This is a genomic window from Bacteroides sp. CACC 737 (assembly GCF_013874375.1).
Lineage (GTDB): Bacteria > Bacteroidota > Bacteroidia > Bacteroidales > Bacteroidaceae > Bacteroides > Bacteroides uniformis.
The window spans coordinates 2,069,796-2,094,682 of sequence record NZ_CP059408.1 but is presented as its reverse complement, the minus strand read 5'-3'; the positions used below and the strand labels follow the sequence as shown (position 1 = coordinate 2,094,682).

Here is a 24,887-nt window from a genome sequence, read left to right as displayed (position 1 = left end):
TTTGGCGGTGAATAATAACCAATAAACGTTTATCAATTATGGCAGTAGTAGCTTATTTAAGAGTAAGTACAGAAAAACAGTTTTTAGAGAATCAGCGCGAGGAAATTATACGCTTCGCGGAGAAGAATGGGTTGAGTATCGACAGATGGTACATGGAGACGGTCAGCGGAAAAGTGAGTAGCAAAGAGCGTAAACTGGCGGGCTTGTTGGATCGGATGAAACCGGGAGACTCCTTGATTATAACGGAGATTTCGCGGCTTAGCCGGACACTGCTGGAGATAATGACCATTCTTAACTCCTGCATCAAAAGGGGAGTGGTGCTGTACAGTACCAAAGAGGGGTATGTGTTCCAGAATGACATCAATAGCAAAGTGCTGGGATTTGCTTTTGGACTGATGGCCGAGATAGAGCGTAATCTGATTTCCATGCGCACCAAAGAAGCCTTGGAACGACGGAGGAAAGAAGGAAAACATCTGGGCAGGAAGAAAGGGGACACACCCAAAATGAAGATACTCTATGCGAACAAGAGGAAGCTTGTAAGGGAGCACCAAAGAGGAGAGTCGTGTGCTGAGCTTGCCCGGCAGATGGGAGTGTCACGGACTACGATGTTCCGTTTTCTGAGACACTATTGAGCAATTCAGCTAAACGAAGGTGTCAAAGGTGGGATTCCTTTTGACACGCTTCGTGTGGGCTACTTATTCGGCTGATACTTCTTTCTTTTCCTTCCACTCTTTCCCGCGCTTGTGCAGGTTTTTCAGCTCGAATGACAGCATGATACGGAAGAAACCTATAATCAGGAATGCAAACGAAATCATGTACACGGCGTAAAGGGCGCCTACTGCCGGTTGCCACAAGATGATGAGCGAGCAGATGACGGCAAGAATACCGAAAGCAACGTACCATCCCCAGTCTCTTGTCCCATATCTTTTGAGGTCCATGGCATAGCCTACGGATGAGAAGCCGCGGAACATCAGCCAGAAGGCGATGAGGAACGGAATGACTTCCATGCTGAGCATCGGGTAGGCTATCAGGTAGAATCCCAGAATCATGTCGATGATGCCTCCAGCCAGATACCATCCCCAACTGGATACCCTTCTACGGTTACTTACTGCAAAGGATATTTCCAGCAGACCGCTGAACAACATGGAGACGCTGAACAGAATGCTCAATACCGCATACCCGCTGAGAGGGGAGAACATCAGGCTTATAGCCACTATTACATAAAGAATACCAAGAATGAGTGAAATCCACCAATTCTTTACTTCCTGCTGAAGTTCGTCAAAAATAGTTTTCATGTGAATTTAATTTTTTAAGTGATTATCATTAATTCGTCTGTAGAATAACAGTTTATCCGGAAAAAAGTTTCGGGTGAACTTTTTCTGTATGTAATTTGTTATGTATACATATAATTTGATAAAACTATGGCTACAACAAAATTTAAAGGACAACCGGTAAAGGTTATCGGTGAATTTATAAAGGTGGGCTCTGTTGCCCCCGATTTCGAATTGGTAAAAACAGATTTGTCTTCATTCTCTTTGAAGGAACTGAACGGGAAGAATGTTATTTTGAATATTTTCCCCAGCCTTGACACTGGTGTGTGCGCTACTTCTGTACGTAAGTTCAACAAACTGGCTGCCGGCCTGCCCGATACGGTAGTGTTGGCAATCTCCAAGGATTTGCCTTTTGCACATGCACGTTTCTGTACAACGGAGGGTATTGAGAATGTGATTCCTTTGTCTGATTTCCGTTTTTCCGATTTTGATGAAAACTACGGGGTACGCATGGCCGACGGACCGCTTGCAGGTCTACTGGCGCGTTCGGTAGTGGTTATCGGCAAAGATGGTAAGATTGCCTATACGGAATTGGTACCTGAAATTACGCAAGAACCTGACTATGATAAAGCTATTGCAGCTGTAAAGTAGAAAGTTTGGATTTGGGATAAGCAATAAAAAGCGGTGGACAGAATTTATCATGCTGTCCACCGCTTTTTTATTATCATGCCGTTTCCTTTTTTATTTCTTCTTCATGCCTTTATAGATGAAGAATGCCACGATGAGTACGCCGATGCCGATAAATACATAACCTATCTCATGGCTGTATTCCGTTACTTTGGCAAGCAGCTGTTCTTCGTTCTCGATGCCGGGTACTGTGGACAAGTAATATCCGATGAAAGCCAGGATGGAATTCCAAAGGCCCGCACCCAGGGTGGTGTACAGCAAGAAAGTTCCCAGTTTCATGCGTGCCAGACCGGCAGGGATGGATATCAACTGGCGTACGGCAGGTATCAGGCGGCCGACAAAGGTTGATACGGCTCCATGCTTGTCGAAATATTCTTCCGCATGCTGCACTTTGGCTTCGTCGATGAGGCACATGTGCCCGAAACGGCTGTTGGCAAACTTGTAAATGATGGGGCGTCCCAGCCATTTTGCCAGATAGTAGTTTATCAAGGCTCCGATATTTGCCCCTATGGTTGCAAACAATACCACCAGATATATATTCATGTTGTCATTGTTGGCGGCTTTCCAAGCGGCAGGAGGGACTACAACTTCCGAAGGGAAGGGAATAAACGAACTTTCAATGGCCATCAATAAAGTGATGGTCCAGTAATTGAGGTGGTCGAGACACCATTGGATAAAGGCTACTGATTCCATTTGCTAGATTAGTGGTATATAATTACTGTTATTGTAATGCATTGAAAATATTCTTCATTACTAGGGCCAGCTCTTCCTGATTATCTTCTTGTAGTATCTGTTGCAATTTGTCCAGCTCTTCCAGCCTGAACGGATGTTCGCACAGCTGGTTGTACTTCATGAAGTTCTCTTTGTCTTTGAGCAGCATATACAGAGAGGTCAGCCTTTCGTTGATACCTTCAAAGTCCGGTTCTATCTCTTTGACATGTTCAAAGGCCAGCTTGGCATAGCTTAGTTGTCCTATCTCCATGCTACACATGCCTATTTCGTGCCAGGTATCCGCATAGGGGGCATACTCTAAGGCTTTGGCCCATTTTTTCACACCTTTCTCATACTCACCTTCTTCCATGTAGATGCGTCCCTCAATCAGGTACGGGTCTATCTCTTCGGGTGACAGGTCGTATGCTTTTTTACAATATTGGTGGGCTTTGCGCTTCTTTCCCATCTTGTGCAGGCATAGGGCCGCATTGGCGTAAAGGGAGGGCAAGGCGAAGTCATGGCTGTCTTCGGCCGTTATGGCTTTTTCCAGATAGTCGTATCCTTCTTTCCATTCTCCTTTGGAGGCTTTGTTCAGACCGATGAAGGTGTTGATGAAACCGTGGGAGACAAGATGGAATTTTTCGGCCTGCAGGTAGTTCTCCATGGCACTTTCCTCATTTCCCAATTGGAAGAAGGAATGTCCTTTCATCAGGTAGGCATCGGCAAACTCGTCATCGGCCACCGTGGCATAGTCGCATGCTTCGATTGCTTTGTCGAACATCTGCTGGTCAAAGTAGCAACGGGCCAGTCCAAACCAGTAAGGAGCCGAATACGGATTCTTGTCAATCAGCTTATTGAAGAAGAAGGTGGCTTTTTCAAACAGTCCCTGGGCGTAGTAACAATCGCCAGTGACGGCAAGGTAGGCTTCTTCTTCGGCATATTTTTCGAGTCCGCGCGTCAGCCATGTCAATGCTTTTTCCGGGAATCCCATGTCTATGTACATATAGGATACATCGACGATGTTGGCTAGGTCGTCCTTATCGTCTATACTGTCGAGTATCGCTTCCGCTTCTTCTTCTTTGCCTTCGCCCAACAGTAGGTTGGCTTTCAGCACTTTCACTTCGGAAGATTCTTCGGCAATCCGTTCCAATATATCTTTGGCTTGCTCTTTATGCTGGGTGTCGAGGAATAAGTATGCCTGTTCCACCAGCAGGGCTGTATTATTCGGATGTATTCCCAAGCCATACTCTACGACCTCGGTAGCCATGGCATATTTATGATGCACGGCATACCAGTCTGCGAGGTCGGCTAAGTCGTCTGCGTCCAGATAGATGGTTCTGTTCTCTGCTTTGGCAGCTTCATATTGTTCTGCCATTTCTTGCAGTTCTTTGTCTCTTCCGGACAGCAGGTTTTTTTTACTCATATTCTTATTTATTGATTTTACCCCAAACGTCTTTCAGACCTACAGTACGGTTGAATACCATTTTTTCTGGCGTAGAATCTTTGTCAACATTAAAATAACCGATACGTTGGAACTGCAGGTAGGAGAGGGGCTGCATGCCGGCAGCGTACTTCTCGATGTAGCAGCAGGGCAGCACATTCAGGGAGTCGGGGTTGATCATTTCTTTCATGGCTGTCAGTGCGTCGCAGTTCTTCGCTTCGCGGATGGCGGCAAGCTCGTCGCGCGGGTTCTCCACTTTCCACAGACGGTCGTAGAGGCGCACTTCTGCTTCGAGGCAGTGGGCACAACTTACCCAATGGATGGTGCCTTTCACCTTACGGTTGGCTCCGGGTAGACCGCTCTTGGTATCGGGGTCGTATTCGCAATATACTTCGGTGATTTCACCGGCGTCGTTCTTCTTGCAGCCGGTGCACTTCACGATGTACGCGTTCTTCAGACGTACCTCTTGTCCCGGTGTCATGCGGAAATATTTCTTCGGAGCATCTTCCATGAAGTCGTCGCGCTCCATCCAAAGTTCGCGGCTGAATTCGATGACGTGGTTGCCTTCTTCGGGATGTTCGGGGTTGTTGACGGCTTCCATCTCTTCCACTTGTCCTTCGGGATAGTTGGTGATGATGAGCTTCACGGGGTTCAATACGGCGGATACGCGGGTGGCGCGGTCATTCAGGTCCTCGCGCACGGCGCTTTCCAGCAGGGCGAATTCATTAAGGGCGTCGTATGTGGTATAGCCAATCTTGTCGATGAACTTATGGATGGACTCCGGAGAGTAACCGCGACGGCGAAAACCGCAGATGGTCGGCATACGGGGGTCGTCCCAACCGTTTACCAAGCCTTCCTTGACCAGCATCAGCAGGTTGCGCTTGCTCATCAGCGTATAGCTGAGGTTCAGTTTGTTGAACTCATACTGATGGGGGCGGTTATCGTCGAGGTCTTTGCCTTCCTTCACCCAGTCCACGAAGAGGTCGTAGAGCGGACGGTGGGGCACAAACTCCAGTGTGCAGAGCGAGTGTGTCACGCCTTCGAAGAAGTCGCTTTGTCCGTGGGCGAAGTCGTACATCGGATAAGCCTTCCAAGTGGTACCCGTGCGATGGTGCGGATGCTTCACTACACGGTAGATGATGGGGTCGCGGAAGTGCATGTTGGGGCTTGCCATGTCTATTTTGGCACGGAGCACCATGGCACCTTCCTCAATCTCGCCGCTGTTCATCTTCTGGAATAAATCCAGTGTCTCTTCAATGGGGCGGTTGCGGTAAGGGCTTTCCACACCGGGCTGGGTGGGGGTGCCTTTCTGGGCGGCAATCTGCTCGGAAGTCTGTTCGTCGATGTATGCCTTGCCCTCTTTGATGAGGCGGATAGCGAAGTCCCACAATTGCTGGAAATAGTCGGAAGCGTAATATTCGTTACCCCATTTGTAGCCCAGCCATTGGATGTCTTCCTTAATGGCCTCTACGTATTCCACATCTTCTTTGGTGGGATTGGTGTCATCGAAACGCAGGTTGCAGACACCGCCGTGTGCGGCGGCAATACCGAAATCAAGGCAGATGGCCTTGGCGTGTCCGATGTGGAGGTAACCGTTCGGTTCGGGCGGGAAGCGTGTCTGTACTTTTCCCCCGTTTTTACCCTCTTTCAAATCGTTTTCTACTATTTGCTCAATGAAGTTCAAGCTCTTTTTTTCGCTTGTTTCTTCGCTCTTTATTTCTGCCATAATGTTACTATTTTCGTATCGTGGGGGCAAAGATAGGGTAAAAAAATGAAGAATGAAGAATGAAGAATGAAGATTTATTCTTTATGTACCGGGATATATCCGCTCTCTTTGATGATTTTCTGTCCTGCGGCAGACAAGATGAAATCGAGCAGAGGGGCTACGACCGAGGCGTTTTTCCGGTTATAATAATAGTATAGCGGGCGCACTATCGGATAAGTCTTATTGGTGGCATTCTCCAGTGTGGGAGCGGCATAATGCTGCCCGTCGTATGAAACGGCGAGTGTCTTGATACGCGGCGATACATAGGCTAGGCCCACATATCCGATGGCACCGCGTGTCTGGCTGACGGATTGGATAATGGCTCCCGTGGCAGGCATGGAGAGACTGCTGCTCATGTAGTTCTTGTTTTTCAGTACACTTTCCTTGAAGAACTCGTAGGTACCGGAGGAAGTCTCGCGGGAGTAGACTACGATTTTGCGGTCGTCTCCGCCCACTTGCTGCCAGTTGGTGATTTTGCCCCGGAAGATGTCTTCCAGTTGCTGCCGGGTCAGTTGTTTCACCGGGTTGGAGGGGTGAACCACTACGGCAAGGGCGTCGTAGGCGATGGGTACTTCTGCCAAGTCTTCTCCGGCAGCTTTGACTTTCATCTTTTCGCTGAACTTGATGGCGCGTGAAGCCATGGCGATGTCCGTGGTTTGGTCCAGCAGGGCTGAAATACCGACACCTGTTCCACCACCGGTCACAGTGACACGGGCAGACGGGTTTAGGGTCATAAAGCGTTCGGCGGTCTGCTGCGCTATGGGGAGCACGGTGTCGCTGCCTTTGATGCGTTGCGCCTGCATGCCGGTGGTGGCAGCTGCCAGGGCGAGGAGTAGGAGTAATTTTCTTGTCTTCATAAAACACATGGTGCAAATTGGGTAAACAGATAATGCAATTGGGGCAAACACATGATGTAAACCGATGGTATGCATCATGTAATCTGGCTCAACGCATGATGCAAATTAAGGCAATGGATATTACAAGTGTGTTACATGGGGTGTACTTTAAGTCGTTGTAATGGTTTTGTAACACGTTTGAAACATTTCTTTCAAACGTTAGTCACACTACCTTAACATCCGGTCCGTTCCTTTGCATACAGAAATCAATAGGCAACATGAAAAAGATTTTTGAGAAGATTGTAGAAGGTATACTGGCTTGTAGCGGCTTTGTGACGAGCCTTACCATCGTACTTATCGTCGTGTTCCTCTTTTCCGAAGCGCTAGGCTTGTTCAGCAGCAAGGTAATAGAAGAAGGGTATGTATTGGCTTTGAATAAGGAGAATCGGGTGGGCGAACTGACTCCGGCACAGATAAAGGATGTCTTTGATGAAGAGCTGACAAACTGGAACGAAGTGGGAGGGGAGGACCTTCCTATCCGCCTTTTCCGTTTGGAGGACATCACACAGTATTATACGGAAGAGCAGTTGGGCGCTTCCTATGAAAATGCAGGTGCTTGCATTACGGAGCTGGTGGAGCGTACGCCCGGTATTATAGCCTTTGTACCGCAGCAGTTCATCGTTCGTCCGGACTCAGTGCATTTGCTGAAAGACAACACCATTTCGGTGAAGGACGTCTTTGCCGGTGCCGAATGGTTTCCCACGGCAACACCTGCTGCACAGTTCGGCTTTTTGCCGCTCATTACGGGGACGTTGTGGGTCAGTCTGTTTGCCATCCTTTTTGCACTGCCGTTTGGTCTGTCGGTGGCAATCTATATGTCGGAGGTAGCCAATTCCCGGGTAAGGAATCTGCTGAAACCTATCATTGAGTTGCTGAGTGGCATACCGTCGGTGGTTTACGGCTTTTTCGGTTTGATTGTCATTGTGCCTTTTTTGCAGCAGGTCTTCGACTTGCCGGTCGGCGAGAGTGGGCTGGCGGGCAGTATTGTGCTTGCCATTATGGCACTGCCCACCATCATTACGGTGACGGAAGATGCGATGAGAAACTGCCCTCGTGCCATGCGCGAAGCCAGTCTGGCACTGGGAGCGTCGCAATGGCAGACTATATATAAGGTGGTGATTCCTTACTCCATTTCGGGCATCACCTCCGGAGTGGTGTTGGGCATCGGCCGTGCGGTGGGCGAGACGATGGCTGTGCTGATGGTGACGGGCAATGCTGCCGTCATTCCCCATACCATTCTGGAGCCGTTGCGTACTATTCCGGCTACGATTGCCGCGGAGCTGGGCGAGGCACCTGCCGGCGGACCTCACTACGAAGCATTGTTCCTACTGGGTGTCGTGCTGTTTTTCATCAGTTTATTGATAAATTTCACGGTGGAAGCAGTTTCGCCAAGACGAAAATAAAAGAAGGTAGATATGGTCAATAGAAAGCATCTTTCGCAAAACGTGGCATTCGGCTTGTTCCGTCTGTTGAGTCTGAGTGTGGTGGGAATTCTTTTTGCTATCCTCGGTTTCATTATATATAAAGGTATAGGAGTCATCGATTGGGAGTTCCTCACTACGGCTCCTGCCAACGGTATGACTGCCGGCGGAATCCTTCCTGCCATTGTAGGTACGTTCTGCTTGATGGTGGGCAGTGCCTTGTTTGCTTTTCCGGTGGGGGTGATGAGCGGTATTTATATGAATGAGTATGTGCCGAAGGGCTGGGTGGTACGCTTCATACGGATGATGACGAACAATTTGAGCGGCATCCCTTCCATCGTGTTCGGTCTGTTTGGCATGGCGCTGTTCGTCAACTATATGGATTTTGGAGACAGCATCCTGGCAGGTTCGTTGACACTGGGCCTGCTGAGTCTGCCTTTGGTTATCCGCACCACGGAAGAAGCGCTGAAAGCCATTCCCGACAGCATGCGTGAGGGAAGCCGCGCGTTGGGAGCTACCAGGCTTCAGACCATCTGGCATGTCATCCTGCCGATGGGGATGCCCAATATCATCACCGGACTGATTCTGGCGTTGGGGCGTGTTTCGGGCGAGACGGCACCCATCCTTTTCACTTGTGCCGCCTACTTCTTGCCACAGCTGCCTGCAAGTATCTTCGACCAGTGCATGGCGCTTCCTTATCACCTCTACGTCATCTCTACCAGCGGCACCGATATGGAAGCGCAGCTTCCTATTGCCTACGGCACGGCACTGGTGCTGATACTCATTATCCTCCTGGTGAACCTGCTGGCGAACGCCCTGCGGAAATACTTTGAGAAGAAGATTAAGACGAATTGAAAACATATACAATAGGTATGAAGAACAAGATAGAAACCCGTGACGTGAACTTCTGGTATGGCGATTTCCATGCCCTGAAAGGCATCAGCATGGACATTGAGGAGAAGTCTGTGATAGCCTTCATCGGTCCCTCGGGCTGTGGAAAGTCTACCTTCCTGCGCCTGCTAAACCGCATGAATGATTTGATTCCCGACACCCGTCTGACCGGCGAGATACGCATTGACGGACAAGACATCTATGGAAAAGGAGTGCAAGTGGATGAACTCCGCAAGAACGTGGGCATGGTGTTCCAGCGCCCCAATCCTTTCCCAAAAAGCATCTTCGAGAACGTTGCCTACGGACTCCGTGTAAATGGCATCACCGATAACGCTTTCATCCGTCAGCGGGTGGAAGAAACCCTGAAAGGCGCCGCCCTTTGGGACGAGGTGAAGGACAAGCTGAAAGTCTCCGCCTACGCCCTCTCCGGCGGTCAGCAGCAACGTCTCTGCATAGCCCGTGCCATGGCGGTGTCTCCTTCGGTCCTGCTGATGGACGAGCCGGCATCCGCCCTCGACCCCATCTCCACTGCCAAGGTGGAAGAGCTTATCCACGAGTTGAAGAAGCAGTACACCATCGTCATCGTTACCCACAACATGCAGCAGGCAGCGCGTGTCAGTGATAATACGGCTTTCTTCTATATGGGGCGGATGGTGGAGTTTGGAGATACCCGGAAGATATTTACGAATCCCGACAAGGTGGAAACGCAGAACTACATCACGGGACGCTTCGGGTAGCGGATTGTTCCATACAAGCAAAAATAAGTTGTACAAAAGTAATCTTAAAATAGAAACATTATGGTGAAGTTTATCGAATCTGAACTCGTCTTGCTGAAAAAGGAAATAGACGAAATGTGGACCCTGGTATATAATCAGCTCGACCGTGCAGGTGATGCCGTGCTTACGCTGGACCGGGAGCTGGCTCAGCAGGTATTGGTGCGCGAACGTCGCGTCAATGCTTTCGAACTGAAAATAGACAGCGACGTGGAGGACATCATTGCCCTTTACAACCCCGTTGCCATCGACCTGCGCTTTGTGCTTGCCATGCTCAAAATCAATACGAACCTGGAGCGTCTGGGCGACTTTGCAGAAGGCATCGCCCGCTTTGCCCTCAACTGCCATGAACCGGCATTGGATACTGAGCTGGTCAAGCAACTCCGCCTTGAAGAGATGATAGCCCAGGTGCTCTCCATGCTCGAGCTTGCCAAGCAGGCACTTCAGGAGGAGAGCCAGGAATTGGCTACCGCTGTGTTTGCCAAGGACAATATGCTGGACGAAATCAATGCGGAGGCCACTGCCATTCTTGCCGACTACATCAGCCGGCATCCGGAGAGTGCACTCTCTTGTCTGAATCTGGTGAGCGTGTTCCGCAAATTGGAGCGTTCCGGCGACCACATCACGAATATTGCCGAAGAAATAGTGTTCTTTATCGACGCAAAAGTGTTAAAACATAGCGGGCAGACAGATGAACACTACTTAAATGATAAGAAATAAACAAAATTTTAGGATAATTTCAGTGTTTCATGGAAAATAGCCTTATATTTGTCCATTGAAAACGATTGCAGGTGTAGAAAAGTGCTTTGAAATGATAATAAACTTAAATGTTTTTTTCAAAAAGATGTTATAAGACATGTTTTTTAATTTGGTTAGTATCACGAAAAGCGCCTATATTTGCATCGTTATCCTGAAAACAATCTTTTTACCTTAAAAAAAAACTAATACCTATTGAAAACTGAAAAAGGAGGCTTTGTGAAAAGCTTCCTTTTTTTGTACCTATACGAAGGGCTTTTTGTATCTTTGCGCATATTAATAATAAATCATGTATAATCTAAAAGTATATAGAACCATGTTTTCCGGAATAGTAGAAGAATGTGCCACATTGGTGGCGATGGTCAAAGACCAGGAGAATGTACATTTTACTTTCAAGTGTTCATTCGTCAGTGAATTAAAAATAGACCAGAGTGTATCTCACAACGGTGTTTGCCTGACGGTAGTCAGCCTGACGGATGATACCTATACCGTGACGGCCATGAGGGAAACGCTGGACCGTTCCAATCTTGGCTTGTTGCAGGTGGGAGATGAAGTGAATGTGGAGCGTAGTATGATGATGAGCGGCCGGCTGGATGGCCATATCGTTCAAGGACATGTGGACCAGACTGCCACTTGCATCGATATAAAGGATGCGGAAGGAAGCTATTACTTTACTTTCCGGTATGCTTTTGACAAGGAGATGGCAAAGCGCGGCTACATCACGGTAGACAAAGGCTCGGTAACGGTTAACGGTGTCAGCCTGACCGTGTGTAATCCCACCGACGATACTTTTCAGGTGGCCATTATTCCTTACACCTTCGAGCATACCAATTTTCATGCTTTCAAAGTGGGCAGTGTGGTGAATTTGGAGTTCGATATCATTGGTAAGTACATCAGTCGCATGATACAATATAAATAAGGTAACGGCGCTATGAACGATTTCCTGCAATTAGTGGCATCCCGTCAGAGTGACCGTGCCTATGATATGACTCGTGCTGTGGAGCCCGAGAAGTTGGAACGGATATTGGCAGCGGCTTGTCTGGCTCCGTCCGCCTGCAATGCACAACCGTGGAAGTTCGTGGTAGTTACGGAACCGGAGCTGTCTGCCAAGGTGGGCAAGGCTGCTGCAGGATTGGGGATGAACAAGTTTGCCAAGGATGCTCCCGTTCATATTCTGGTGGTGGAGGAGTCCATGAATGCCACTTCCTTTCTGGGTGCAAAAATCAAGGGTAAGTATTTCCCATTGATTGATATTGGTATCGCTGCCGCACATATCACGTTGGCGGCAGAAAATGAAGGGCTGGGTTCCTGCATTTTGGGCTGGTTTGATGAGAAGGAGATAAAGAAACTTGTCGGTATCCCGGCCGGTAAACGCCTTTTGCTAGATATTACGATTGGCTATCCGGTGAAGGAAAAACGGAAGAAATCGCGGAAGCCAAAAGAGAAGACAGTATCTTATAATAAGTATTAGCATTAGCAGAAGAATACAGAGGTGCAGGGATTAAACCAATAGACGAGAAAAAATCTCTGTGCCTCCGTGTTTAAACCAAACTACAAATCCTTTAGCAGCACCTTGCTTGCATTCTTGTAGTATTCCTCCCGTGCCTTCAGCAATGCTCCCCATTGGCTGTTAAATTCATTTTCCTTATCAATTTTGAAGTCTTCTGAGCCGTGTGTGTCCAGCTTGTCCAGCAGGAGGGCCACATTCATCTTGTTGATGTCCATGGAAGGCTGGTAAGCGATGTCTTCACTTTTTTCATCGGTCACCACTTCATGCAGGAGGTTGATTTCTTGCAATTCATAAAGGGTTTCGTGTGTCAGCCGGATGGGAATCTGGCACTCTTCGGATATCTCCTCGGCTGTATAGGGTTGGGCGTCTTGTTCAAAACGCTTGGCTATGAGGGACATTATCAGGATGGAGATAAAGTCGCGGTAGCGACGGCTGATGTTGCGCGCATCCTTGTCGAAGCTGAAGTTCCGGATATTCTGTCCGGCGTAGGTCAATTCGGCACCGAACAGGCAGATAGTCCAAGATACCTGCAACCATAGCAGAAACATCGGGAGGGCGGCGAAACTACCATAGATGGCATTGTAACGGGAAACCCACAACTGGCTGCTGATGTAGAGGAACTGGAATGCCTGATGTGCCGTACCTGCCAGAATACCGGATATGAGTGCGTGTTTTAGTTTGACTTTTGTATTCGGCATAAAGACGTACAGTACTGTAAACATGAACCAGGTCAGTACGAAGGGGATGAGGCGTACCATAAACTTGCCGACGGGTGCCAGTAGGGTAAAGTCTTCGAGGTTCTTCACCATCGTACTCATGAAGATGGAAAGACCACCGGACACTACCAGCAGAATGGGCATCAACAGAAGCATGGAGAAGTAATCCGTTATTTTGCGGTACATGCTGCGCGCCTTTTTTACCTGCCAGATGCGGTTGAAGGTGACTTCCATATTATTGATTAGGTTCAGGACTGTCCACAGCAACATAATCAACCCGATGCCGATGAATATTCCACTTTTGGTTTGTGAGAGATATGAGTTTACGAACTGTAGAATAACCTCTGTGGTTTCTGTAGGACCTCCGAACCCGTTGATAACCTGACTTTCCATCAGATTGTCGAATCCGAAACCGCGTGCGATGGCAAACAATATAGCGAGAATCGGTACAATGGCAAGCAAGGTGCTGTAAGTCAGTGCCGAGGCTTTGTTTACTATCCGGTCTTTGGTGAAGCGGTTGACACAAAGGTAGATGGTCTTGATGATATTGTATACGGAAAAAGTGGTTCGCGTAACTTCATCTTCTGTAATACGCCAGATGTCGTAAGTAAGAAACTTCCAGAAGGCTGCAATACGTCTATTCATAAAATGTCAATTAGCGTAAGTTCAAAGAATTATCTTTAACGGATTCTCAATGATCTCTGTTTATATGAAGTGCAAAATTATATAAAATCTCTGGAATAACCTCGAAAAACGGGATAAATGACGCTAAACGACTTAATATCAGAGTTGTTACGGTGTCAAATGATGACAAACCGAAAAATCGGAAAACGCAAAGAAAAGCGGATTTAAGAAGAAGAATGGTTTGCAAATCATTACCCGTGAAAGAGTAAGATTTAACATATGAGAGATGCTATTGCACCGTTTGTCACCGATTTGCGTATCAAGGTCTAACTCGTTGATATTTAACTTTGCAAACAAAAAAAACGAGTATGGCAAGAAGTACATTCAAAGTGCTGTTCTACGTGAACGGCAGCAAGGAGAAAGACGGTATTGTCCCCATCATGGGACGAGTGACAATCAACGGTACTGTGGCGCAGTTCAGTTGCAAGCAGACCATCCCGAAACCCCTTTGGGATGCGAAAGGCAACCGAGCCAAAGGCAAGAGCGCCGAAGCACGGAACATCAATCTGGCATTGGACAACATCAAGGCGCAAATCATCAAGCACTATCAGCGCATATCCGACCGAGAGGCATACGTAACGGCTGAAATGGTGCGCAATGCCTACCAAGGGGTAGGAAGCGAGTATGAGACACTGATAAAGGCTTTTGACAAGGATTGCGCCAACTTCCTGAAACGTGTCGGCAAAGACCGCAGCATCGGCACATACAAGATCATGGTAAGGGCAAGGAACTATGTCGCAGCCTTTATCAAGTCATTCTACAGACGGACGGACATGTCCATGCTGGAACTTACACCCGACTTCATCAAGGAGTTTGCGGCTTATCTTACGGCTGAACGGGAACTGAAAAACGCCACCATCTGGCTGAACTGCATGTGGCTGAAAGGAGTGGTGATGCGTGCGCACTATAACGGACTGATACCGAGAAATCCGTTTGCGCAGTTCCATATCAGCCCGAATGTTAAGGAACGGGAATATCTGACAGAGGACGAAATCAAAAGAATCATGGCGCACGAGTTTGACACCCCCACCCTCACATTGGTGCGGGATCTGTTCATTTTCGCCTGCTTCACCGCCTTGTCTTTCGTGGATATGAAAGAACTCACAACAGACGAAATAGTGGAGGTGAACGGTGAGAAATGGATATTGTCGAAACGGCACAAGACAAATGTCCCGTTCCAAGTGAAGCTGCTGGATATTCCCTTGCAGATAATCGAACGGTACAAGTATCTGTCGGAAGACAGGCTGGTTTTCGGGAAAATCAACTATTGGACGATGTGCAAACAACTGAAAAAGGTAATGGCGGAATGCGGAATAGAGAAGCAAATCTCCTACCATTGCGCACGTCATACGTTTGGAACACTGGCTCTTAGCAAGGGGATGCCCATTGAAAGCGTGAGCCGTGTTTTGGGACATACGAACATTGTCACGACTCAAATCTATGCGAAGATAACCACACAGAAACTTGACAATGACCTGACGATGTTCGGCAACAAGCTGAACGCATCGTTCGGAAGTGTAACCCCATAACCAAGCATAGCCATGAAACGAAGCATCATCACAACGGACGGCAACGGCAACATCACCTTGCCGACCGACATTAGCGCAACCGCCATGAGCGAATGGGAACTTTGCGACCTGTTCGGAGTAACCGCCCCGACATTCCGTGCAGGGCTGAAAGCTCTTTGCAAGAGCGGAATTTTAAGGGAATACGGGATAAGGCGAAGCATACGGGTATCCGATAATTGCTGTATGGAGGTTTACAACCTTGAAGCGATAGTTGCCCTTGCTTTCCATATCGGCACATTCGGAGCGGAACGGGTACGCAATGCCGTTCTTGAAAGACTGTACCTGCGAAAAGAGAAAACAAGCATCTTTTTCTCGCTGAATACCAACGGTATATCCAAATCCGAATACTTCTCGTAGCTGAATGCCTGACATTATTCACTCGGTAAGTCAGTAATTCATTAAGTCAGTACGACAGAACGACAGACGCTCTGATTTTTTCTCCCGAAAAGCGTAATCCGACATTCGCTTTTCGGGAGTTTTTCCGTTTGCAGAACCTGTTTCCTGCCCCAAGCCATCGAAAGTTTTTGTTTCGGGGGCTATTTGTCACCATTCTGCTGTGTTTTGCATAACAACCTATCCGATAATTGATTATATTTTTGTAGCTGGTAATTTTCAAACTTAAAACCATTTGATTATGTCAGCTATCGAACAACAGGACAGCCACAGACCGCCATCGGATGGCGGCATGGCAAAGGAAGAATTTATCCGTGTCGGGACAACGCTCTACAAGATTGTGGAGCAACCGAGACTGAACGGAGGGTATGTGAAGAAACGCATCGCATGGAACAACGAGACCCTGCGACAGGATTACGGCAAGGATTACATCGGCAGCGTTTCCAAGTATGACGGCTTCTGCACCGTACCCGAACACATCGGCTACCGTTCCGTAGTCGGCAAGTTCCTTAACCTCTACGAACCGATAGACCACCGACCGCAGGAGGGCGATTTATCGCATATCCAATCTTTGGTACGGCACATCTTCGGGGAACAGTACGAGTTGGGGATGGACTATCTGCAACTGCTCTACCTGCAACCGATTCAGAAGTTGCCTATCCTGCTGTTGGTGTCGGAAGAACGCAACACGGGCAAAAGCACCTTCCTGAACTTTCTGAAAGCCCTTTTTCAGAACAATGTGACTTTCAACACCAACGAGGATTTCCGCAGCCAGTTCAATTCCGACTGGGCTGGCAAGTTGCTTATCGTGGTGGATGAGGTGCTGCTCAACCGCAGGGAGGATAGCGAGCGGTTGAAGAACCTCAGCACCACACTTTCCTATAAGGTGGAAGCCAAAGGCAAAGACCGTGACGAGATTGCGTTCTTCGCCAAATTCGTGTTGTGTTCCAACAACGAGCATCTGCCCGTAATCATAGACGCAGGGGAAACACGCTATTGGGTGCGCAAGATAGACCGCTTGCAGTCCGATGATACCGACTTCCTGCAAAAGCTGAAAGCGGAGATACCCGCCTTTCTCCATTTCCTGCAACACAGAAAACTGTCCACCGAAAAGGAAAGCCGGATGTGGTTCAACCCCACATTGCTGCATACAGAAGCCTTGCAGAAGATTATCCGCAGCAACCGCAACCGGTTGGAGATAGAGATGCACGAACTTGTCCTTGACATCATGGACAGTGTCGGCACGGATACATTCTCTTTCTGTTACAGCGACATTCTTCTTTTGCTGGTACACTCACAGGTAAAGGTGGAGAAACACCAAGTCCGAAAAGTGTTGCAGGAATGTTGGAAACTTACCCCTGCGCCAAACGGACTGACTTATACTACCTACCAATTCAACTGCAATCGGGAGTGTCGGTATGAGCCGATAAGGAGAGTGGGACGCTTCTACACCGTCACAAGGGAGCAACTTGAATCCTTGTAATATTATCATTTTTCTGTTGAATTGTTGAATATGGGTATAAATACACTGACAATAAACGATATACATTCTCAACAAAATCTCAACAAGCCAAAAGAGAAGTTGAGAGACCACCGACCCCCGTTTGTTAATTTCTCTTTTGGTGAGCGGTTTGTTGAGAAGATGTTGAGAGGTTACGAGGCTGTATATAAACATATTACATTGACAATTCATCAAATCAACAAATTTTCATCAACTTCAAAACCGTATGTAATATGACAATCCAAGATGTAAAGCAAATCAAGCTGGCAGACTATCTGCAAAGTCTGGGCTATACGCCTGTAAAGCAACAAGGCAAGAACCTGTGGTATAAATCACCGCTACGGGAAGAAACGGACGCATCGTTCAAGGTAAACACCGAGCTTGAAAAATGGTATGACTTCGGCATCGGCAAAGGCGGAAACATCCTCGCATTGGCAGCGGAACTCTACCATTCGGAAGATGTAGCCTATCTGCTGAAACGCATAGAGGAGCGGACAGCATACATCCGCCCTGCATCGTTCTCTTTTGGCAGACAGCATTCCGACAATCAGCCTTATCAGAGATTAAGGGTTGGTGAGTTGTCCTCTCCTGCTCTTACAGCCTATCTGCAAGAAAGGGGAATAAACATCGGACTTGCCAAAAGAGAATGCAGGGAACTTCGGTTTATGAATGCCGACAAACCATATTTTGCCATCGGCTTTCCGAACATGGCAGGAGGATATGAAGTGCGCAACAGATACTTCAAGGGATGTGTCGCCCCGAAAGACATCACCCATATCCGACAGCAGGGCGGACAACGATGTATGTGTTACCTGTTCGAGGGGTTCATGGATTACCTTTCATTCCTTACCATCCGAGTAAAAAACAATCCGCAACACCCGCGATTGGACACGCAGGACTATGTCATACTGAACTCCGTTTCCAATCTTGCGAAAGCGGAAAGCATATTGGAGACCTACACCCAAATCGGCTGTTTCCTTGACAACGACACAGCAGGGCAGAACACCTGCAAGAAGCTGAAAGAGAAGTTCGGGGAACGGCTGCTTGATAAGTCGCTGTACTATCGTGATTATAAGGACTTAAACGACTACCTGTGCGGTAAGCCCTTGTCCCAATCGGCAGAGCCGATAAAGGAGAAAAAGCAAGTCCAATCCGCAAGGCGGATGATACAGCCACAGAAAAAGAAAGGGGGATTTCATCTGTAATATGCACGTCCGCTCTCCCAAGGTATTTAGACAGAAATACCATAGCTCAATAGGGCGTTTTCTTCACGCATTACTCCGTAACGCTAAAAACACCCTATCGAGCCAAAGGGAAATCCCTTTGGAAACCCTGTGCAAACGAGGGCAGAAGCCAAACTCGTTTGGATTATGCCGAGTGCAGCAAGGACTCATTTGCATAATAAACCCTGTGAACCGATGCCACAGGCAGAGAGAAGAAACATAACGATAACCGCAAAAATAGAAATAATATGGGATATTTTTCATTGGACATAAAGAAAGCAAAGGGGACATCGGACACCACGCAGTCCGACCATATAGAGAGAAAGATAATACCTAAAAACGCAGACCCGACAAGAACACATCTGAACAGGGTGCTTGTCGAATACCCCGATGGCGTTCACGGCAGGGATGAAGCGATTGCCCACAGGCTGAACACGGCAGGCATCAGACGGAAAATCACACACGACCAAGTCCGTGTTGTCCGGGTGGTTTTATCGGGTACGCATGAGGACATGATGAACATACAGGAAAAAGGAAAGCTTGATGAATGGTGCAACGACAGCATCCAATGGCTTCAAGCCACATTCGGCAAAGACAATGTGGTTGCTGCCCATCTGCACATGGACGAGAAGACTCCACACATCCACGCAGCCGTTGTTCCCATCGTAATAGGTGAAAGGCGCAAAGCCAAGAAAGAACAGACGGACGGCAAGCGCAAGTACCGCAAGAAAACAAATTCCGTCCGTTTGTGTGCCGATGACCTGTTCAACCGCCAGACCTTGATTGCCTACCACGACAATTACGCAAGGGTGATGACGAAATACGGATTGCAACGTGGGGTACGGGGCTCGGAAGCACGGCACACTACCACCATGCAGTATTATCGGGACTTGAAAAAGAAGAATGAAACCCTTGAAACCGAAACCAGACTATTGCAGGAGAAGAAGACCAAAGCGCAGGAGGAGTTGAGACAGGTAAAAGCGGAAATCCGCACCGACAAGCTCAAAAGCGCAGCCACCGATACGGCAACCGCCCTTGCAAGCAGTGTGGGTTCTCTTTTCGGAAGTGGAAAAATGAAATCATTGGAACGTAGGAACGAGGACTTGCAAGACCGCATCCTTGAACTTGAAGACGAAGCCCGACAACGGGAACGGCAACAAGCCGAACAGATACAGGAGATAAGAAACGCTTACGAGCAACAGCACCGTAAGCTGTCGGAGTTTACAGATTTTGTCAGACGCTACTTTCCGTATGTGGAGAAGCTTATACCTGTGGTAAACTTCCTACGTGAACGTTTGGGTTTCAATGACGGAATAATCAGAAGACTGTGCGAGTTCAAGGAGGTCGGAATAAAAGGTAAACTCTATTCTTCCGAGTTTAACCGAAGTTTTGATACCCGACATTCTGTCTGCTCCATCAAACAGGATGAAAGCGGTAAATTCGATTTCAAGATAGACGGGGTTTCACATGTGAACTGGTTCAGAAAGAAGATGAATGAGTTTAGGGAAGCCATGGGAATACCTAAGCAGAAACAAGATAGAGGTATAAAACTATAAATCAAAGGAACGGCCGTAATAATCTGCCTGTATTGAGCGGATTATCACGGCTTTTTTATACTTTTGCAAATGGATTGAGACAACTCTGTCCAAAGACATATGAAAATAGAAGAAGCGTTATGCTCATCTTGTACTTGAAAACGTAGGAAATTTTCAATTAGATGCAAGGATAGCATAGTGGTTCTCACGCATATAGCGTGGGCTGCTATTGTTACATCTGCATCTATGGTTTCCTACGACCTTCAAGTAAAGAGTGTGGCATACAGTTCCACGCTTTTTAGTTTAGCCTTATGGTGACAAATATGAATAACATAAAATGGAATATAAATGATATTAACTGCACAACAGAAGCAAGCAATGATAATGATTGAAAAGTTCATTGCAGATAAAGATAGCCAAGTATTTATTTTGAAAGGATATGCAGGTACAGGTAAAACGACATTGATTCGTAGTATTGCAGATTATTTATCTACTCAATCTTTACATATTCAGTTAATGGCTCCGACCGGACGTGCTGCAAAAATATTACGTTCTAAATTACCAAATTATGGTGCTTCTACTATTCATAGGGGAATCTATAATTTTTCTCATCTAATAGTGGAAGAATCTGAAGGAACACTTAAATATATATTTCCACTTAAAGATAACCACGAGAGGTGTATTTATATTATTGACGAAGCCTCCATGATTAGTTCTCGTGAATCAAAGAATGAACTTTTCCAATTTGGTACAGGAGTATTAATAAAAGATTTACTTAGTTATGCAAGATTAAACTTCGGTGGAAAGGTAATTTTTGTTGGTGACCCTATGCAGTTGCCTCCCGTAGGTGATGATTGTTCTGTTGCATTAGATGAAACTTATTTTGATATACTAGAAATGAATGTATATTCTTATGAGCTCACAGACATTGTTCGTCAAGATAAGAATAGTTGTATTTTGGCTAATGCTACAATACTTCGTGAGTTGATTCGGAAAAAAGAACGAAATCGCCTTGTGTTCAAGAAAAAGGAACATGAAGTAATGGATATTGGAGCAATGGAAGTTGCTAAGAAATATTGTGAAGATCCAGAACAATCGTCTGCTATAGTTTGTTTCTCAAATCAACAAGCAGCTGATTATAATACGGCTATTCGTAATATAATATTTCCTGAAACGAATCATGTGGCGGTAGGAGATAAATTGATGGTAGTATGTAATAGCTACTATTATGATAAATGTGAATTATTGAATGGTGATATCATAACTGTAGTAGAAACATCAAATGATATTATCTCTCAGTCTGCACCTATTTGGACTGAAAAAAATGGGAGAAAAGTAAAAGAAATCATTACGCTTGATTTCAGAGAAATAAGTTTTCAAGTAGAAGATGGTAATATTTATAAACGCTATATTATTGATACATTACTCCAAAACAAGCGACCTTCACTGACAATTGACGAAATGAAGGCTCTTTATATCAATATGGTAATGCGTATGCGTACGGAGAAAGGATTGACTAATCCTAAATCTGAAGAATTTACTAAGGCAATGTGGGGAGACCCTTTCTACAATGCTCTTCATGTAAAGTACGGTTATGCTTTTACATGCCATAAATCACAGGGTGGTGAATGGAATACAGTTTATGTAGATTTTTCAAGACGCACAGGGCTTGATGTGGATAGCCTTCGTTGGAAATATACAGCGATAACTCGAGCTTCTAAGATGTTATGGTGTATTAATCTTCCTGATGTAACACCTATTACATCTCTTAAAATAACCCCTATCAATAAAACTGCAAAAACAGCTGTTAATGCTTTATCTTTTGATAATATAGAGGATACACCTTTTCATCCTTCATCAATATTACCTTCAGTAAAATGTAAATATTGGTCTGTTGTAAAGAATATGAATGGAACTCTATATTCAGTAAAGAACGTTATCTGTAAACCTTGGAGAGATATTTATGAAGTAAATACACCAACCGGTATAGTAAGAATTGATGCAATATATAATGGAGCAGGTCTGTTTACAAAATATGAAACAGATGCCAATGACACTGAGTTGTTGTTTTTCTTCCAGAATGATGAAAATATCAAATATAAAATAGACTATCATCCATCTTTGGAGTCATTAAAGATGCTACATAGTCGCATGATTTCTTTGTGTGATGAATGTGGTATCATATTAACAAATGTGGTGGAAGAACATTACCAACTCGTATATTATATGAAAGCTTCTGGTAATTATGCTGCTATAACTTTTTTCTTTAATGGGAAAGGGTTTATTAACTATGCTGCTCCACTTTCTGATATCGGAGAAGCTGATATTAAACTGTCACAACTCATAGAAAAATTAACATAATAGAAGAATACTAATGTCTGTAAAAGAAGTAACATTATTGCGTAAAAGTGGTAATCTAAAAGAAGCATATAAGATGGCCATAGATGATCTGAAAGAAGATAGGAATAACCCATGGGCACAAATGTCTCTCTTTTGGGTTCTGCGTGATATATGTCAGCAACTATGCAATAGAAACGCCATAGATAAAGCTAAAATTTGCTTGAAAGAGATGTCTTCATTACTTCCTACAATGGTGGATGATAGTGGCGCAGGAGAAAGAGCTTATACTAATTTGTATAAACGATTGCAACCTAACGCTGATGCTATTTCAAAAGCATCCGAGCTATCAAAAAATGATCCTTCAAATGCTTATGTTCAGGTAAAGAATTATATTGACTCTGCAAATGATGTAGATTCAGCTTTGCATGAAGAGTTAGGCTGGATAATTTATCGTTATATCAAGGCTAAAATTTCAAATTTGACATCGTTGGAAATAAGAACGTTGCTAAAAGACTATATGTATCTTAGGAATGAACGTCCTTCAATGCTTCATTCTCAAATATTGAACTTTGCTTTGAGTTTCTCAAAAGAACATTCTGATTTTAGTTTTTACCGTTTCTTTATGCTCTGGGAACCAGAAAATTTACGTTATGAAGATTTGAACAAGGGCTATTACAATGGTAGTGAAATTCCCTCGCTTATTTCTCGTATATGTCGTCAAATTGTAAATAGCGGCGAGGATATTGATGTCGAGATGCTGTGTGAAAAGATAAATCTCCCAAAAACAGAAACACTTGACCTGTTACGTGAACCGCAGTTTTGGGAAATTATGAATCTTCATAAAGAAGGTAAAATGCGTGAGATGTTTGAAGCTTTTACTGTCTATAATAAAAGAAACGCCGTTTATGGTGCTTCTCATTGGCATTCTGAAGTGTTGAAAATTGCAGAGCGTCACATGAATGGTCAAGAAACATGGAGATTTATTTACTTTTTTAGAGATTGGAGATATGAAAACCTCATGGATGCTGATTGGAAAGAAGAAACAGATAATAATGGTAACACTTATAAACCTTTGGCTGTTAAAGCAGCAAAGAAGTGTTATGAATATCTCAAAGAATCACACCCAAGAGATGCAGAACTAGTATCTTGGTTAGATTCATTGTATAATGTTCTTATTGAACGTGCTAAAAAAGATGAATGGATATTAAGACAACGAGCAATAATATATACATGGCAACAGCAATATGACCTTGCTATCAATGTGTACAAATCTTTATTACTTGAAATGAGTGAAAAATACTATGTATGGAGTGAATTGGCAGATTGTATACAAGATAGTAATGAATTAAAAATAGCATTGCTTTCTAAGGCTTTACTTGTTGAACGAAATGAAGATTTTCTCGGCTCTATTCATTTGACTTTAGCCGACCTGCTTATAAAGGAAGAGCTAACATCTGAAGCCTTATGCGAATTGAATATATATAAGAAATTTCATGAAAACACTTCCCGGAAATACCAAGAATATATTGAACGAGTCGACATATCAGTTATTCCGCCCAATAATAATAAGCTATTGTATAATAGATATGCCACCATTGCTGAAGAGTACGCTTTTTCAGAAATTGAAGCAAAAGAGGTTACGCTGGTGGATAGATGGGAAAAAGACGGAAAAACTTATTGCACTCTCACAAATGGGGTAGACGTTATATTTCAAGTGAATGTAAAGCGGTTTCCTTTTTTGACGAATGCGATATTTGGTTCTGTTTTTAGAGTAAAGTGTCATGTAGATAAAGAGGAAAAGCAAATTCAGACAAGTTGCTTCTCTTGGAATAAAACAAAAGTGACAGAAGCTAAATATATACCTCTTTGCATGCATAAGAGTGAAACAAGGCTATGGATGGGACTTCCCCAAAAGTTTGGATATGTAGAATATTTGAATGAAGAGAAGAAAATTTTACATATTGTAACGCAAGATTCCCAGCAAATATTTCAAGCTTTTAAAGAAAAATGGGGCACTATTTCAAAAGGGGATTTTGTCAGTTTCAGAGAATATACTATTATAAAAAAGAATGAAAACAAAGTAGTTATTGCTAATGTAGAAAAAGTAAATAAAGAAACTGCTTTACCGAATTTTAATTCTGGTATTGTGGTCGTTGACGATATAAACATACAAAAAAAATTATTCCATTACACTTTCGGTCAAGGAAAAATTGGAGGTATCGTATTCTTTAATGATACGGATCTTCGTCCCGAAGTAGGACAATGCTTGAAAATATTCTATTGTGTAACAAAAGACAGGAAAGGTGAAAAAAGGCCTATTGTACTTAATGTAGAAGAAACTGCAGAAATAAACACAAGTGCAATAAAGACAATTCAAGGTCACTTAGAATTAAAATATAAAAATGGTTCTTGGGATGATTCTCCTGATTTTGCATTTATTGGTGATTACTACGTTCATCATTCTATTCTTTGTGAGTATAATATCACGAAAGACTGCTATGTTACTGCCGATGTTATATATGCTGGACAGGGTAAATGGAAAGTTATAAAAATACATCAATAGAATTATTTGACAAGAGACAAAATATATCCTATTTTTATTGCTTGCCAAATAATTTTTATACCTTTGCAATAATAAAGAGTTACTTGAATGCAATTCAAGGCAGAACATAGCATATGGCACAGTTGCTAATTCATTACCTCAAAATCGGGTAATTCTCCCAAAGTCCTTTGTATAAGGCACTAACGAAAGTTTTCCAGAATTACATAAAATTTCTGGAATAAACGAATAAAAAGGTAGAAATG

Annotated in this window: 21 protein-coding genes; 15 read left to right on the top strand and 6 right to left on the bottom strand. The window is 44.9% G+C overall.

The genetic code is table 11. From position 1 onward, the window contains the following. The first annotated feature begins 38 nt into the window (after positions 1-38). The gene (locus H1A11_RS09085; protein ID WP_057089503.1) at positions 39-632 is read left to right on the top strand and encodes a master DNA invertase Mpi family serine-type recombinase; all 594 of its coding nucleotides are present in this window, start codon (positions 39-41) and stop codon (positions 630-632) included. Between the two features lie 63 nt (positions 633-695). On the opposite strand, the gene H1A11_RS09080 is transcribed toward H1A11_RS09085, so the two are convergent. Further along, positions 696-1,295, bottom strand: coding sequence for an HdeD family acid-resistance protein (locus tag H1A11_RS09080; protein ID WP_119979463.1), 600 nt, complete (start codon positions 1,293-1,295; stop codon positions 696-698). Positions 1,296-1,421: 126 nt separating this feature from the next. Here H1A11_RS09080 and tpx point away from each other — a divergent pair, with 126 nt between their 5' ends. Continuing rightward, positions 1,422-1,922 (top strand): thiol peroxidase, encoded by a 501-nt coding sequence (tpx, locus tag H1A11_RS09075; protein WP_005831317.1) that lies wholly within the window; start codon positions 1,422-1,424, stop codon positions 1,920-1,922. Between the two features lie 90 nt (positions 1,923-2,012). Here the strand turns inward: tpx and H1A11_RS09070 are convergent, their stop codons facing one another. From H1A11_RS09070 to H1A11_RS09055, 4 genes are all read right to left on the bottom strand, one after another. Then, a complete protein-coding gene (locus H1A11_RS09070; RefSeq protein WP_005831315.1) occupies positions 2,013-2,651 on the bottom strand; it encodes a DedA family protein in 639 nt (212 codons plus the stop codon). A gap of 28 nt (positions 2,652-2,679) precedes the next feature. Then, entirely contained in the window at positions 2,680-4,092 is a 1,413-nt protein-coding gene (locus tag H1A11_RS09065; protein ID WP_181758043.1) for a CDC27 family protein, read from the bottom strand. Between the two features lie 4 nt (positions 4,093-4,096). Further along, positions 4,097-5,836: a glutamine--tRNA ligase/YqeY domain fusion protein gene (locus tag H1A11_RS09060; protein WP_138346039.1), complete on the bottom strand. Its 1,740-nt coding sequence runs from the start codon at positions 5,834-5,836 to the stop codon at positions 4,097-4,099. 74 nt (positions 5,837-5,910) lie between these two features. Further along, entirely contained in the window at positions 5,911-6,732 is an 822-nt protein-coding gene (locus H1A11_RS09055; RefSeq protein ID WP_138346037.1) for a PstS family phosphate ABC transporter substrate-binding protein, read from the bottom strand. 257 nt (positions 6,733-6,989) lie between these two features. Here H1A11_RS09055 and pstC point away from each other — a divergent pair, with 257 nt between their 5' ends. The 6 genes from pstC to H1A11_RS09025 all read left to right on the top strand — a co-directional run bounded on the left by pstC (position 6,990) and on the right by H1A11_RS09025 (position 12,083). Beyond that, positions 6,990-8,174, top strand: coding sequence for a phosphate ABC transporter permease subunit PstC (gene pstC, locus H1A11_RS09050; protein ID WP_005832300.1), 1,185 nt, complete (start codon positions 6,990-6,992; stop codon positions 8,172-8,174). 12 nt (positions 8,175-8,186) lie between these two features. Beyond that, positions 8,187-9,047: a phosphate ABC transporter permease PstA gene (gene pstA / locus H1A11_RS09045; RefSeq protein WP_117965847.1), complete on the top strand. Its 861-nt coding sequence runs from the start codon at positions 8,187-8,189 to the stop codon at positions 9,045-9,047. A 17-nt stretch (positions 9,048-9,064) separates the two neighbouring features. Then, positions 9,065-9,820 carry a phosphate ABC transporter ATP-binding protein PstB gene (gene pstB, locus H1A11_RS09040; RefSeq protein WP_055288615.1) on the top strand — a complete coding sequence of 252 codons (756 nt, stop codon included), beginning with the start codon at positions 9,065-9,067 and terminating at the stop codon, positions 9,818-9,820. 60 nt (positions 9,821-9,880) lie between these two features. Continuing rightward, complete coding sequence (gene phoU / locus H1A11_RS09035) at positions 9,881-10,576, top strand: phosphate signaling complex protein PhoU (RefSeq protein ID WP_005831301.1); 696 nt, start codon at positions 9,881-9,883, stop codon at positions 10,574-10,576. Positions 10,577-10,928: 352 nt separating this feature from the next. Further along, positions 10,929-11,531, top strand: a complete 603-nt coding sequence (locus H1A11_RS09030) for a riboflavin synthase (RefSeq protein ID WP_117965844.1) — start codon at positions 10,929-10,931, stop codon at positions 11,529-11,531. 12 nt (positions 11,532-11,543) lie between these two features. Then, entirely contained in the window at positions 11,544-12,083 is a 540-nt protein-coding gene (locus tag H1A11_RS09025) for a nitroreductase family protein (protein WP_117965842.1), read from the top strand. An 80-nt stretch (positions 12,084-12,163) separates the two neighbouring features. On the opposite strand, the gene H1A11_RS09020 is transcribed toward H1A11_RS09025, so the two are convergent. Then, on the bottom strand, positions 12,164-13,483 hold the full coding sequence (locus H1A11_RS09020) for a YihY/virulence factor BrkB family protein (RefSeq protein WP_117965840.1): 1,320 nt from the start codon (positions 13,481-13,483) through the stop codon (positions 12,164-12,166). Positions 13,484-13,830: 347 nt separating this feature from the next. Here H1A11_RS09020 and H1A11_RS09015 point away from each other — a divergent pair, with 347 nt between their 5' ends. From H1A11_RS09015 to H1A11_RS08985, 7 genes are all read left to right on the top strand, one after another. Then, positions 13,831-15,051: a site-specific integrase gene (locus H1A11_RS09015; RefSeq protein WP_181758042.1), complete on the top strand. Its 1,221-nt coding sequence runs from the start codon at positions 13,831-13,833 to the stop codon at positions 15,049-15,051. A gap of 12 nt (positions 15,052-15,063) precedes the next feature. After that, positions 15,064-15,447, top strand: coding sequence for a hypothetical protein (locus H1A11_RS09010; RefSeq protein WP_008672343.1), 384 nt, complete (start codon positions 15,064-15,066; stop codon positions 15,445-15,447). A gap of 277 nt (positions 15,448-15,724) precedes the next feature. Then, the gene (locus H1A11_RS09005) at positions 15,725-16,966 is read left to right on the top strand and encodes a primase-helicase family protein (protein ID WP_169757456.1); all 1,242 of its coding nucleotides are present in this window, start codon (positions 15,725-15,727) and stop codon (positions 16,964-16,966) included. Positions 16,967-17,217: 251 nt separating this feature from the next. Next, on the top strand, positions 17,218-18,189 hold the full coding sequence (locus H1A11_RS09000) for a toprim domain-containing protein (RefSeq protein ID WP_181758041.1): 972 nt from the start codon (positions 17,218-17,220) through the stop codon (positions 18,187-18,189). Between the two features lie 266 nt (positions 18,190-18,455). After that, the gene (gene mobV, locus H1A11_RS08995) at positions 18,456-19,763 is read left to right on the top strand and encodes a MobV family relaxase (RefSeq protein ID WP_181758040.1); all 1,308 of its coding nucleotides are present in this window, start codon (positions 18,456-18,458) and stop codon (positions 19,761-19,763) included. 327 nt (positions 19,764-20,090) lie between these two features. Beyond that, positions 20,091-22,103 (top strand): ATP-dependent RecD-like DNA helicase, encoded by a 2,013-nt coding sequence (locus tag H1A11_RS08990; protein WP_009018055.1) that lies wholly within the window; start codon positions 20,091-20,093, stop codon positions 22,101-22,103. A gap of 13 nt (positions 22,104-22,116) precedes the next feature. Beyond that, positions 22,117-24,645 (top strand): lipopolysaccharide assembly protein LapB, encoded by a 2,529-nt coding sequence (locus H1A11_RS08985; RefSeq protein WP_169757463.1) that lies wholly within the window; start codon positions 22,117-22,119, stop codon positions 24,643-24,645. Positions 24,646-24,887 lie beyond the last annotated feature (242 nt).

What these genes read in the sequence shown, in the direction of transcription:
- H1A11_RS09085 (WP_057089503.1), top strand. Translation starts at nt 39, where the DNA reads ATGGCAGTAGTAGCTTATTTAAGAGTAAGTACAGAAAAACAGTTTTTA.
- H1A11_RS09080 (WP_119979463.1), bottom strand. Translation starts at nt 1,295, where the DNA reads ATGAAAACTATTTTTGACGAACTTCAGCAGGAAGTAAAGAATTGGTGG.
- tpx (WP_005831317.1), top strand. Translation starts at nt 1,422, where the DNA reads ATGGCTACAACAAAATTTAAAGGACAACCGGTAAAGGTTATCGGTGAA.
- H1A11_RS09070 (WP_005831315.1), bottom strand. Translation starts at nt 2,651, where the DNA reads ATGGAATCAGTAGCCTTTATCCAATGGTGTCTCGACCACCTCAATTAC.
- H1A11_RS09065 (WP_181758043.1), bottom strand. Translation starts at nt 4,092, where the DNA reads ATGAGTAAAAAAAACCTGCTGTCCGGAAGAGACAAAGAACTGCAAGAA.
- H1A11_RS09060 (WP_138346039.1), bottom strand. Translation starts at nt 5,836, where the DNA reads ATGGCAGAAATAAAGAGCGAAGAAACAAGCGAAAAAAAGAGCTTGAAC.
- H1A11_RS09055 (WP_138346037.1), bottom strand. Translation starts at nt 6,732, where the DNA reads ATGAAGACAAGAAAATTACTCCTACTCCTCGCCCTGGCAGCTGCCACC.
- pstC (WP_005832300.1), top strand. Translation starts at nt 6,990, where the DNA reads ATGAAAAAGATTTTTGAGAAGATTGTAGAAGGTATACTGGCTTGTAGC.
- pstA (WP_117965847.1), top strand. Translation starts at nt 8,187, where the DNA reads ATGGTCAATAGAAAGCATCTTTCGCAAAACGTGGCATTCGGCTTGTTC.
- pstB (WP_055288615.1), top strand. Translation starts at nt 9,065, where the DNA reads ATGAAGAACAAGATAGAAACCCGTGACGTGAACTTCTGGTATGGCGAT.
- phoU (WP_005831301.1), top strand. Translation starts at nt 9,881, where the DNA reads ATGGTGAAGTTTATCGAATCTGAACTCGTCTTGCTGAAAAAGGAAATA.
- H1A11_RS09030 (WP_117965844.1), top strand. Translation starts at nt 10,929, where the DNA reads ATGTTTTCCGGAATAGTAGAAGAATGTGCCACATTGGTGGCGATGGTC.
- H1A11_RS09025 (WP_117965842.1), top strand. Translation starts at nt 11,544, where the DNA reads ATGAACGATTTCCTGCAATTAGTGGCATCCCGTCAGAGTGACCGTGCC.
- H1A11_RS09020 (WP_117965840.1), bottom strand. Translation starts at nt 13,483, where the DNA reads ATGAATAGACGTATTGCAGCCTTCTGGAAGTTTCTTACTTACGACATC.
- H1A11_RS09015 (WP_181758042.1), top strand. Translation starts at nt 13,831, where the DNA reads ATGGCAAGAAGTACATTCAAAGTGCTGTTCTACGTGAACGGCAGCAAG.
- H1A11_RS09010 (WP_008672343.1), top strand. Translation starts at nt 15,064, where the DNA reads ATGAAACGAAGCATCATCACAACGGACGGCAACGGCAACATCACCTTG.
- H1A11_RS09005 (WP_169757456.1), top strand. Translation starts at nt 15,725, where the DNA reads ATGTCAGCTATCGAACAACAGGACAGCCACAGACCGCCATCGGATGGC.
- H1A11_RS09000 (WP_181758041.1), top strand. Translation starts at nt 17,218, where the DNA reads ATGACAATCCAAGATGTAAAGCAAATCAAGCTGGCAGACTATCTGCAA.
- mobV (WP_181758040.1), top strand. Translation starts at nt 18,456, where the DNA reads ATGGGATATTTTTCATTGGACATAAAGAAAGCAAAGGGGACATCGGAC.
- H1A11_RS08990 (WP_009018055.1), top strand. Translation starts at nt 20,091, where the DNA reads ATGATATTAACTGCACAACAGAAGCAAGCAATGATAATGATTGAAAAG.
- H1A11_RS08985 (WP_169757463.1), top strand. Translation starts at nt 22,117, where the DNA reads ATGTCTGTAAAAGAAGTAACATTATTGCGTAAAAGTGGTAATCTAAAA.